12 protein-coding genes, 1 tRNA gene and 1 pseudogene are annotated in these 11,476 nt (G+C 38.6%); 5 read left to right on the top strand and 9 right to left on the bottom strand.

The window, feature by feature from the left end; translation table 11 throughout:
• Nucleotides 1-189: 189 nt before the first annotated feature.
• Nucleotides 190-2,400, top strand: a complete 2,211-nt coding sequence (locus tag BBROOKSOX_RS06825) for a thioredoxin domain-containing protein (protein WP_139660470.1) — start codon at nt 190-192, stop codon at nt 2,398-2,400.
• 12 nt (nt 2,401-2,412) lie between these two features.
• On the opposite strand, the gene fabG is transcribed toward BBROOKSOX_RS06825, so the two are convergent.
• The 4 genes from fabG to rplU form a co-directional block, all read right to left on the bottom strand.
• Nucleotides 2,413-3,159, bottom strand: coding sequence for a 3-oxoacyl-ACP reductase FabG (gene fabG / locus BBROOKSOX_RS06820; RefSeq protein ID WP_139660469.1), 747 nt, complete (start codon nt 3,157-3,159; stop codon nt 2,413-2,415).
• Nucleotides 3,159-4,088: an ACP S-malonyltransferase gene (gene fabD, locus BBROOKSOX_RS06815; protein ID WP_139660468.1), complete on the bottom strand. Its 930-nt coding sequence runs from the start codon at nt 4,086-4,088 to the stop codon at nt 3,159-3,161. Before fabD ends, fabG begins: the two co-directional genes overlap by 1 nt.
• Nucleotides 4,089-4,175: 87 nt before the next feature.
• The gene (gene rpmA / locus BBROOKSOX_RS06810) at nt 4,176-4,433 is read right to left on the bottom strand and encodes a 50S ribosomal protein L27 (protein WP_139660467.1); all 258 of its coding nucleotides are present in this window, start codon (nt 4,431-4,433) and stop codon (nt 4,176-4,178) included.
• Between the two features lie 10 nt (nt 4,434-4,443).
• Nucleotides 4,444-4,755, bottom strand: coding sequence for a 50S ribosomal protein L21 (gene rplU / locus BBROOKSOX_RS06805; RefSeq protein WP_139660466.1), 312 nt, complete (start codon nt 4,753-4,755; stop codon nt 4,444-4,446).
• Nucleotides 4,756-4,862: 107 nt separating this feature from the next.
• On the opposite strand from rplU, the pseudogene BBROOKSOX_RS06800 reads away from it, so the two are divergent.
• Both BBROOKSOX_RS06800 and BBROOKSOX_RS06795 read left to right on the top strand, forming a co-directional pair.
• Nucleotides 4,863-5,345, top strand: a pseudogene (locus BBROOKSOX_RS06800) (peptidylprolyl isomerase); the annotation flags it as partial.
• A 115-nt stretch (nt 5,346-5,460) separates the two neighbouring features.
• Nucleotides 5,461-6,165: a UDP-2,3-diacylglucosamine diphosphatase gene (locus BBROOKSOX_RS06795; RefSeq protein ID WP_257607793.1), complete on the top strand. Its 705-nt coding sequence runs from the start codon at nt 5,461-5,463 to the stop codon at nt 6,163-6,165.
• Here BBROOKSOX_RS06795 and BBROOKSOX_RS06790 read toward each other — a convergent pair.
• Genes BBROOKSOX_RS06790 through BBROOKSOX_RS06770 form a run of 5 tightly spaced genes read right to left on the bottom strand, consistent with a single transcriptional unit; the run spans nt 6,142 to nt 10,304 of the window.
• The gene (locus BBROOKSOX_RS06790) at nt 6,142-7,947 is read right to left on the bottom strand and encodes a ribonuclease catalytic domain-containing protein (protein ID WP_139660463.1); all 1,806 of its coding nucleotides are present in this window, start codon (nt 7,945-7,947) and stop codon (nt 6,142-6,144) included. The two genes, BBROOKSOX_RS06795 and BBROOKSOX_RS06790, sit on opposite strands and share 24 nt — an antisense overlap.
• 8 nt (nt 7,948-7,955) lie before the next feature.
• Nucleotides 7,956-8,330 carry a glycine cleavage system protein GcvH gene (gcvH, locus tag BBROOKSOX_RS06785; RefSeq protein ID WP_139660462.1) on the bottom strand — a complete coding sequence of 125 codons (375 nt, stop codon included), beginning with the start codon at nt 8,328-8,330 and terminating at the stop codon, nt 7,956-7,958.
• Between the two features lie 13 nt (nt 8,331-8,343).
• Nucleotides 8,344-9,420 (bottom strand): glycine cleavage system aminomethyltransferase GcvT, encoded by a 1,077-nt coding sequence (gene gcvT, locus BBROOKSOX_RS06780; RefSeq protein WP_139660461.1) that lies wholly within the window; start codon nt 9,418-9,420, stop codon nt 8,344-8,346.
• A gap of 5 nt (nt 9,421-9,425) precedes the next feature.
• The gene (locus BBROOKSOX_RS06775) at nt 9,426-10,085 is read right to left on the bottom strand and encodes an inner membrane-spanning protein YciB (RefSeq protein ID WP_139660460.1); all 660 of its coding nucleotides are present in this window, start codon (nt 10,083-10,085) and stop codon (nt 9,426-9,428) included.
• Nucleotides 10,086-10,094: 9 nt separating this feature from the next.
• Nucleotides 10,095-10,304, bottom strand: coding sequence for a PP0621 family protein (locus tag BBROOKSOX_RS06770; RefSeq protein WP_139660459.1), 210 nt, complete (start codon nt 10,302-10,304; stop codon nt 10,095-10,097).
• 93 nt (nt 10,305-10,397) lie between these two features.
• Here BBROOKSOX_RS06770 and BBROOKSOX_RS06765 point away from each other — a divergent pair.
• Nucleotides 10,398-10,484: transfer RNA gene (locus BBROOKSOX_RS06765), tRNA-Leu, on the top strand.
• Nucleotides 10,485-10,609: 125 nt separating this feature from the next.
• Nucleotides 10,610-10,906 (top strand): type II toxin-antitoxin system Phd/YefM family antitoxin, encoded by a 297-nt coding sequence (locus tag BBROOKSOX_RS06760; protein WP_180323896.1) that lies wholly within the window; start codon nt 10,610-10,612, stop codon nt 10,904-10,906.
• The last annotated feature ends 570 nt before the right edge of the window (nt 10,907-11,476 follow it).

Genomic DNA, 11,476 nt, shown 5'->3' with positions numbered 1-11,476 from the left:
TCAGGCTTGGAATGAAATACTAAGTGAGGATGGTTTTATTAAAAGTTTGTGTAGTAGAGAGTGGAGTTTTTTGGTTTAGTTGTTTTTTGAATTTGGTATAACTCACTTCAAACATGCCATAGTAGTCATTTCAATTGAAAACAAAACAGACATTTCATCGCCAAAAACAATAGAATATACAAGGCAGTTATGAAATTCTTTGTAACACTCATTCTTCTTTTTCCCACATTAATTATGGCACATTTAGATCAAGATTTACAAACGGCTTACCAGCAAAAAGGTACAGATTATCAGCCGCGCACTAGGCATCTTGAGAATGGCAAAGCCAAATTTACCAATCATTTAATTTTAGCCAATTCACCGTACTTATTGCAACATGCGCACAATCCTGTCAATTGGTATGGCTTTAGTGACGAAGCTTTTAAACTGGCAAAACAGCAAAATAAATTGATATTTTTGTCTATTGGTTATGCCACTTGCCACTGGTGTCATGTGATGGAAGAAGAGAGTTTTGAGGATTTAGCTGTTGCCCAAGTGCTGAACAAAAATTTTATTGCCATCAAGGTGGATAGAGAGGTGCTACCTGATGTGGACAGTCATTTTATGGACATTGCTCAATTGCTAACAGGCAGTGGCGGATGGCCGCTCAATGTGGTGCTAACGCCAGCAGGTGATGGATTTTTTGCAGGCACTTATTTCCCTAAAAACACACTAATTAGCAATCTTAGACGGTTACAAAATGTTTGGCAATACGAACAAAATCTCATTACAAAAACAGCTGCAAGTGTTAAGCTTGCACTACTTGAAAAAACTTCGTCAACCACAAAATTACCTCAAAATTTACAATCATTGGCGGTGCAAAATTTACTCAAAACTTTTGATGAATTTGATGGCGGTTTTAGCGATGCACCCAAATTTCCACACGAATCCCAGCTGTTAATGCTAATTGATGAACAGATGCGCCATCCTAGCCATGAAAAATTAATCGCACTCACCACCACACTAGATACCATGGCAAGCGGTGGGTTTTACGATGTGGTTGCTGGTGACTTTCATCGATATGCCACCGACAACGCGTGGGCGTTTCCACATTTTGAAAAGATGCTCTACAATCAAGCACAGTTAGCCATGGTTTATAGCAAAGCCTATCAACTGACTCATAAGCCCCTTTATAAGCACATTGCTAAGCAAACATTAGATTATGCTATTGGTGAAATGCAACATAAAAATCAAGGTTTTTATAGCGCGACTGATGCAGACAGTAATGGCGAAGAAGGTTTATTTTTTATTTGGAGTCGTCAAGAATTAGCATCAATTTTGGGTGATAACCTTGTTGAATTTGAACGCTATTTTGATTTATCACACAGTACTGAATTTGAACAACAGTATGTGATTAGATTCAAAGATATTAATCAAATTCAAGCCTCTGATTTTATAAAAATTGATGCCCTACTGGCAAAGCTTTACCAAGCACGACAACATCGTAAAAAACCTCCACTGGATAATAAGATTTTACTCTCGTGGAATGCATTGTTATTAAAAGCACTGGTTATGGCCAGTGAGATTGATAAAAAATATTTACTAACAGCGCAAAACTTAGCCGATTTTTTGCTGGATAACTTTTATCAAAACGACTTGAAACGCGTACAAATTGATAGCCAAACTTCACAAGTCGCAATTTTTGAAGATTATGCTTATTTTGCTGATGGACTAATTGATTTGTATGATGCAACTGGTCATAAAAAATATTTAACAACAGCACAAAAATTAACAGATGAAGCCATTCGCAATTTTTGGGATAAGCAAAATTTTGGCTTTAAAATCAGCAACAATAAACGCATTAGTAACAATAAAGAAATTTATGACGGTGCAATTTTTAGTGCCAATGGCGTGGCCTATGGTACGCTTAACAAGCTATCCGCTCGCACTCAAGATAAAAAATATCAGCAACTCGCTCAACAATTATTATCAAGTTTTAGCACACAAATTAATCAAGCTCCTAGTGCTCACGCCAGTATTGTTAAAAATTACAGTAACAAACAACAAGGGGCTTTAACAAAAACCGTTTATGCTTATGATGGCAGAATCAAAATCCAATCTAACCATAACCAAGTCATTCTTAACATTGAAAAAGGCTGGCACATTAACGCCAACAAGGTTTTGCAAAAAAGTTCAATTGCCACTCAACTGCTTAGTGATAATATTAAAACAATTAACTATCCACAAGCAAAACGCATCAATTTGGGCTTTAGTCAAGAAAAATTAGCCGTATACGATGAGAAAATAACATTCAATTTCTCACTAAAAGACGAAAAATTCGCCCTTGCAAAATTGACTTTACAGGCTTGTAGTGACAAAGTATGTCTGCCACCACAACAAATTACCTTACTTTTAAACTAAATGAGAATGACACTAAACCGTATACATACCACCATTTACATGTAGCGTTTGAGCGGTGATATAAGACCCTCCCTCTCCCGCTAAAAATAACACGGCACTGGCAATTTCATCAGCCGAACCTAAACGATTCATAGGAATTTGCTGCACCAAAGCTGCTTTTTGTGCCTCAGGCAGTACATTAGTCATATCAGTTGCAATAAAACCAGGAGCAACAGCATTCACCGTAATACCACGAGAGCCTACTTCACGAGCGAGCGATTTAGTAAAGCCCATAATACCCGCTTTGGCGGCAGCGTAATTAGTTTGCCCAGCATTGCCCGTTGCACCGACCACAGAGGCAATAGAAATAATGCGCCCAGCTTTTTTCTTCATCATACCGCGCAATACCGCTTTGGACATTTTATAAACTGAGGAAAGATTGGTATTTATAATATCATCCCATTCCTCTTCTTTCATCCGCATTAATAGATTGTCACGAGTAATACCTGCATTATTTACCAAAATATCAATTGTGCCATAGATGTCAACAACAGATTGAATGACCTCAGAAATGTTTTCATCATTGGTTACATTCAATGTCATGCCTCTGCCAGTTACCCCTTTTTCGCCCAAAGTATTGCTGATCGCATCTGCGCCTTTGTCGCTGGTTGCGGTACCAATAATAGTGGCACCTGCTGCTCCTAAAGACAAAGCAATGGCTTGTCCAATACCTCGGCTTGCACCGGTAACTAATACGATTTTTCCTGTTAAATTATTCATTATTTAATCTCCTGTAAAATAGCTGTAACACTGGCTAAGTCCAGCACAGCATTTGCGTTTAATGATTTTTCAATCCTCTTGGTTAAGCTTGTAAGCACCTTACCTGGCCCTAATTCAATCAACTTCTCTACACCCATACCTGCCATGGCTTGCACTGTGCCAGTCCATAAAACAGGTCTGTGTAATTGTGCCACAATCTTGGCTTTTATTTCATCAACATTGAGTGCCTTAGTCGCATCAACATTGTGCAACACATCAACCACGCCCATTTTAAAATGAACGGACTCTACTGCATTTGCAAACACAGTGGCAGCATCATTCATTAACGAACAATGTGACGGCACACTCACAGGCAACACGATAGCGCGTTTTGCACCCGCTGTTTTCATTGCTTCACAAGTCGCATCTACTGCTGCCTTGTTGCCTGCGATAACCACTTGCCCATTGGCATTAAAATTGACTGCTTCAACAATACCATCACCCGAATATTCGGCACAGATCTTAACGACCGTTTCGTCACCCAAACCCAAAATAGCCGCCATTGCCCCTACGCCAGCAGGCACTGCAGATTGCATCAGTTCCGCACGCTGATGCACCAATTGAATGCCGTCATTAAACTGCAGTGCGCCAGCGGCAACCAAGGCTGTGTATTCTCCCAAACTATGTCCTGCCATACAAATAGGAGATAACTCCATTTCAGCATTCAGCACTTGATAAGTGGCATAACCTGCTGCCAGCATTGCAGGCTGAGTATTTTGTGTTTGATTAAGCCCCTCTTGATCCTTTTGCGTTAACGCCCACAGGTCAAAACCCAAGGTATCGCTTGCTTCTTCAAAGGTATCCTCAACCACAGAAAAATTATCTGCTAAATCTGACAACATTCCTAGTGATTGAGAGCCTTGACCAGGAAAAATAAGTGCATATTTCATCGTAAATCCTTTGTTATTATTGGCATTATTTTAATCAATAAAAAAGCGCCATTGGGGGCGCTTTTTTTAATCACTTGTTTTTCAATGCTACAATGCTTCAATTGAAACGGTTTGACGCATAAATTTACCTTTTTTGGCGAAAGTTACTCTACCGTCTGCAACAGCAAACAATGTGTCATCTTTGCCTTTACGAACATTAACACCTGGATGGAATTTAGTGCCTCTTTGGCGAACTAAAATATTGCCAGCTAACACCACTTGACCGCCAAATCTTTTTACACCTAAGCGTTTTGATACGGAATCTCTACCGTTATTAGTACTACCGCCTGCTTTTTTATGTGCCATGGTTATTCTCCTACGAATTAATTTTTGTAATTTCAATCTCTGTGAACAACTGCCTGTGGCCTTGTTGTTTCATTGAGTGCTTACGACGACGGAATTTAAGAATGTGTACTTTTTTTCCTTTGCCTTGAGAAACCACTTTTGCCTCAACACTGGCTTTTGCTACTAAAGGTGCACCGATTTCAACTTTGTCGCCGTCAGCAACCATTAGGACATCCTCAAAGGTAATACTCTTACCTGGCTCAACTTCTAATTTCTCAATTTTTAGGGTTGTACCTTGCTCAACTCTGAATTGCTGACCCCCTGTTTTAATAACTGCGTACATAAATATCTGTGTGTCGTAAAAAAGAAATTATTATACGCCAAGACAATCGTTTTTGAAAGAGTGTTTTTAAGTATAATTTACATTTTTATTAAAACACGCTAAAAACGATGATTATTTTTGAAACAAACATGGGGGAAATTTGTATTGAGGTTGACGCTAAGAAAGCACCAAAAACTGCCAAAAACTTTATTGATTATGTCGAAAGTGGCTTTTACGAAGGTACAATCTTCCACCGTGTTATCAAGAATTTTATGATTCAAGGGGGTGGATTTACACAGGGTATGAGTGAAAAATCTGGCGCGCCTGAAATCGAAAATGAAGCAAAAAATGGCTTAAAAAATACCAAATACACGGTAGCAATGGCAAGAACAACGATGCCGCATTCAGCCAGTTCACAATTTTTTATTAACACCTCAGATAACAGCTACTTAGATTATCCTGGACAAGATGGCTGGGGCTATTGTGTGTTTGGAAAAGTCGTTGAAGGGCAAGATATTGTTGATAAAATCAACGGTGTATCAACAGCTAATCACGGTATGCATGGCGATGTGCCCGAAAACGCTGTGATTATTAACAAGACAACTGTTAAAAAAGCAACTAAGAAAAAAACTGTCGCTAAAAAGACCACCACTAAAAAAGTTGCTAAGAAAACTACCACTAAAAAACCAACTGTTAAAAAAACAGCTAAAAAATAACCTTTTTATGATGCGTACATTGCTTATTGCAGATTTACACCTTACCTCTGGTGAGGCAGATAAAACCAACTTGTTTATCAAATTCTGCCATAAAAAGGCGATAGAAGCAGACCAGATTTTTATCTTAGGCGACTTATTTGACACTTGGCTAGGTGATGATTTGTCACTTGATGCCTACCCAAGTGTTATCTCAGCACTCAAAAAACTTAGCAAAACCACCCAAGTTTTTATCATGGGTGGCAATCGTGATTTTTTATTAGGGGATGAATTTGCCAAACAAACCAATTGCGTATTATTCAATACACCTTATTTACTTAAAACTCATAGTAAAAACTATGTATTGATACACGGTGATGAATTGTGTACAGATGACAAGCAATACCAACGATTAAAAAGTTTTTTGCAGCATCCAGTCACCCAATTTATTTTCTTGCACTTACCAACAAAAACACGCCTTAAACTCAGTGGCCAATTGCGCAAAAAAAGCGTTGCAGCACAACAATACAAGTCCCGTGAAATTATGGATATTAACCAAAATACGACAGATAAACTGATGCAAAAATACGCAGGTTCAGACTTAATTCATGGGCACACACACAGACAAAACATCCACAAAAATGCGCAATATACGCGTTATGTTTTAGGCGATTGGCATGCTAATAAAGGCAATGCTATTGAAATTAGCGAGCAATTAAACTACCTTGAAATTCACTGACCTATCCACCAAGTTCACTTGACTGACTTGAAGTTGAATTTCTTCATCTAACTGAGGCAAATTTTTAAATTTAATCTGCGTCATCATACCAATGTCAGGAATCATAAATAATGCCTTATCACCTCGAATATCGACCACCACGCCTGTAGCTGTCCAGTTTGGATCTTGCATTAAAAACACACACTTAAAATGCCCATCACTGGCGCGACTGACTTTGTGAACATTTGATAGTGCCACATTAACTGAGCCAATAATCTCTTTCACTTGACTCACGCTCAACATTGGCTTGTCAGTAATAAAATTAATAATCTGCTGGTGTGCTAGCAAATCATAATAACGCCGCATCGGACTGGTAACGCGTAAATAGGCAGGTAGCCCTAAGCCATAATGTAGTAGTGGCTTGACAGAAGTTGCAGAACGCTTGAAATTCTTAATCGCCAAAAATGACTCACTTAGTGTCAAAGTATCTTTTTTTGCTAAAAACTCCTTAGAAAAATCACCTTCATCTTGCAGCGCATAAGGCACAGGGATAAGATTATCACTGGTAAATTGTGCCATTGTACGCCCTGCCATGACCATCATTTCAGCCACCAAATCTCTACTTGGGCTACTCGCCTGTGGTGTAACTGATGCCTTGCCGTCAATAAAACGCACATCCACATTTGGCAAATGTAGATTGATTGAACCCTTACTATCTCTAAATGCTTTATGAGTAATACCAATGGCTTGTATCTTTACTAGGCTCTCATTTGAACCCGCAACCAACCACTTATCTACTTCATCGTAAGTCGTATTAGTGACATTCACTCTACTTTGCATTACTTCAATATTATTGATATTCTCACCGTCAAACTCAAAGCAAAATGACAAAGCATTTGACTCTCCACTTAACGCAATAGCTTTTGTCACCGAAGTTGGCAACATATGAATAATGGACTCTGGCAAATAAAAATTAGAGCCACGCTCTTGCGCATAAACATCTAAATTAGAACCTGATGGCACAATATTAGCCACATCAGCCACATGTATCCACAATTTATTATTATCAATACTAATGGCATCATCAGCATCATCTGAGCCTTCATTATCAATCGCATAACTGGATAAATGCGTTAAATCAACACGCTCAATAACTGGTACATCTACAGCAATCTCTTCATCTGTTGGAATGTTAAAGCGTGCAGGATAGGGATTAAAACTTGGCTTAAAATATTGTATTTTAAGCAGTAATTTGTAGGCAGCCTCAGGTGAATTTTCCACACCAATATGGCTTAAAATTTTGGCAGTTTTTGACTGATTAAGTGCTACTCTGGCGATCTCTTTGAGATAAGACTGATCTTGCTCATCAAAAATATTTTTAGACAGATTGTCAATGCAATGTGCCAAACTCTCAGCGGCTAATTTTTCAGCGTCTCGCTTCGCCTGTACGCTTTCAACTTGCGCTGTTGGACGCACAAATACTTGGTCTTTTTGCCAATAGAAATATAGCCCATCTTCAACCAACAAACAAGTACACCAAGCCGTTTGTGCGTTAAATTCATCAAACAACCACTCGGTAAGCTCTTGCAAGCTTAAAGTTTCTTCTTGAAATTCTGTCAACACGGAAAAATCAGCCTGCGGACAATCATCGCTAATTTGTGTGAACTCAGAATGAATAAACCGAAAGTCTTTTTCTCGAACCTTGAGCGTCGAACCATCGGCAAATTCTAACGCAAATTTATTAGCATCAGTACTCGAAATACGCGCGGGTTTGCCTTTGTAGGCAACCAAAGAATTAATCACGAAAACAACTAATCTAGTGTCTCACTATAGGTAGTAGCGTCCATCAAACCATCAATTGCATTTGATTTAAATTTCACCAACCAACCCTTATCGTAACAACTGCTATTAACCAATTCTGGCTCTGCGTCAAGTGCTTCATTTACCTCAACAACTTCCAAATCAGCCGGCGCATAAACACCGCTTGCTGCTTTCACAGATTCCACCACACAAAACTCATCTTCAGCAGAGGCTTCATCGCCTTCACTCGGTAATTCAACAAATACCATATCCCCTAACAACGCTTGAGCATGCTCAGTAATACCCATTGTATAGGTACCATCACCATTGTCTAAAATCCACTCGTGGCTTTCGGTGTATTGTCTATCGTCTCTAATTTCACTCATAATAAATAATCTCCTAAACTAAAATCTTGCCATTACGCACAAAAGGCGGTTTGACTATTTTAGCCGATACCCTTTTATTACGCATCTCAATTTCACATACTCCTTCACTGCCTTTTGGCACACTGGCAAGCGCAATTGCTTTGCCCATTGTTGGCGAGAAAGACCCTGATGTTACCTCGCCTTCACCCAAATTTGTTATTACTTTCTGATGGTCGCGAATCACACCTTTGCCTGCTAGCACCAAACCAACAATCGTCTTGTTAACGCCCTTTTGCTTTAATACTTCCAGTGCATCTCGACCCACAAATGCACGACTCTTATCCGATAAATCTAGCGTCCAAGTCAGTGCTGCCTCTAAGGGTGATACTTCTTCATTCATTTCTGAACCATATAAACTCATCCCTGCTTCTAAACGCAAAGTATCTCGTGCACCTAATCCACAAGGCTTAACCCCTGCTTCAAGCAACATCTTCCAAGTAAACTCAGCCGAACTCGAAGGTAGCATAATCTCAAACCCATCCTCGCCTGTATAGCCTGTGCGTGCAATAAATAGCCCGCCCAAACTGGCTGCATTAAAAGGCTTTAACTTACCACAAATCCCCTCAGTACCTGGGATCGCCTGATAGACTTTTTCGCGCGCATTCGGACCTTGAACGGCAATCATTGCCAAATCAAATTTAGGCTCAACACGCACATCAAAACCTTGTGCTTGCGTATTAATCCATGCAATGTCTTTTTCTGTTGTACCGGCATTAATCACCATGCGATAGTCTGTGTCGTCTTGATAATAAACAATCAAATCATCAACCACACCGCCGGCTTCATTCAGCATACAACTATACAGTGCCTTGCCTTTGGTTTTGAGTTTATCGACATCATTTGAAATCAACACACGCAAAAACTGTTTTGCCTCAGCGCCCTTAAAATCAACCACACTCATATGTGAAACATCAAACATCCCTGCATCGTGTCGTACTTGATTATGCTCTTCTAATTGCGAACCGTAATTGAGTGGCATTTCCCAGCCACCAAAATCAACCATTTTTCCATTGGCATCTAAATGTGCCTGATACAAAGGTGTTTGTTTCATCGTGTTTACACTTCCTTTCCTTTAAGATGTTTTGACATCAAAACAACTGTTAATAAAATAAGCACAAAAGTCAATCCCATCGTGCCAAATAATTTAAAGTTAACCCAAGATGCTTCTGTTTGTTGTGCATTTTGGCAAAATTGTACAGCAGTATCAGTAGCAAGCGAGACACAATCCAACTCGGTTAATTCTATTTTTTTATCCAAAGTTGTCGCAGCAAACAAATTTTCTCTTGCTGCCAACGCCAAACGCACATAATAGCCATTGACAATCGCAATAGCAACAAAACCCAAGCCCCAAAACCAAGTGAGTCTTTTCCAAACTTCTTGCGGCAAATCCAACTCCTTACCTACCATTCTTTGCATCAAAGTTTTTTCACCAATCCACAAACTACCAATCAATGCCAAGGCAAACGCCACATACAAAACACTCACTTTCCACATCAAAAATGCTGGGTCTCTCACCGCAAGTGTAATACCGCCAAATACCACCAACAAACCCAAAGTAATGAGATGCATTTTCTCAAACTTACCTGTTTTCAAACGCGCCACCAACATCTGCAACATAGTCGCACCAATCATGGCATAAATCGCTGAATACAGCCCCATGGTCTTATAAACAACAAAAAATAATGCAATCGGAAAAAAATCAAGTAAAAATTTCATAGACAATCCTTATTCTAAATGCTCTTTTGAGCAATATATTCTACCATTTTGAATAATGGCTTCATTTTCAGGAATGTGGGTATTGCAAACGCTACAAGCCACCATTTTATTAGTAGATGGCTGTTGTACTATAGTATTTACAGGTTTTCTAAATTTCTTCAACAAGAAAAATCCCACAAACACCAATAAAGCCACAAAAATTAATTTAATAATACCCATTCAATCATCAACCCAAAAGAATGGAATTTTACCGACGCTTAGTATATAATTTCCCCTTTTTAATGTGTCTATAAAAACTTTTACACAATTCATGCCCGGGTGGTGAAATTGGTAGACACACAGGACTTAAAATCCTGCGCCTTCACCGGCGTGCCGGTTCGATTCCGGCCCCGGGCACCATACTTAAAAAAAGGTTTGTAGAAATACAAGCCTTTTTTTTCAAGCAAACAAACGCTAATAAAGTTTTGGCTTTTTTTATTTGTAACTGTAATGGTTACATTATTATTAATTTTTGAGGCATGATTATGAAGACTATTTCATCAAGAGAGGTGCAAAATTCATTTGGTGCTTTTTTAGATTCTGCTCAGCGTGAACCTGTGATGGTGACAAGAAGAAATTGCCCTGTTGGGGTAATGCTTTCTATGGAAAACTTACCTGCTATACTTGGATTAGCAGATTCTATGAGAGAGACGATTAGAAATGGTGTTAAAGTTGGACTTGCTGATGCAAAAGCTGGTAGGACGCACGAGCTAACTGATGATTATATTAAAACCTTAAAAGTTGAGGCAGAACAAAGAATACATGCTAAAAATAAAAAATGAATCGTTACACAGTAGCCCTTTCAGAAAACACTGTCAGAGGTTTATTAGAAATCTCTGATTATATTGCTCTAGATAATCCTATTTGATCAGGTAGTTTTGTTAAAGAACTAACGACATCTCCAAGAAAAACATTATCACTTTTTCCCTATTCAGGAAAAGTCTCAGAAGAACTGGATTTAGGTGAAGAAATTAGGATTTGGTCATATGGTAATTACAACAGTTATTATCGTGTTTTAGATGATAAACAAACTGTGGAAGTGTTGTTTGTGTTGTTTGTGTTTAACGCCAGTCGTGATATTGGTTCTCTTATAACAAGTCTATAAATGGCATTAAATTTGCAGATAATGAAAAATGGTCAACACCTTGAGTAAAAAAGAATAAATTGAACAAGCCTACAAAATCAGTATTTACAGCTTAAAAATGACAATTGAGAAAATTAGCATAATACAAAAAGTAACAATACTATAAACAGTGTATAATGATCATTTTTTTCACCAACAAAACAATGCCAAAAAGAATCCAACTACCTGATGATTTTTATAAACACGATTTTAAACAACTAGCCAAGAT

It is taken from the genome of bacterium endosymbiont of Bathymodiolus sp. 5 South (assembly GCF_900128535.1).
Classification (GTDB): domain Bacteria; phylum Pseudomonadota; class Gammaproteobacteria; order PS1; family Pseudothioglobaceae; genus Thiodubiliella.
The sequence above is the reverse complement of the archived record's forward strand: the minus strand, read 5'-3'. Positions and strand labels throughout refer to the sequence as shown.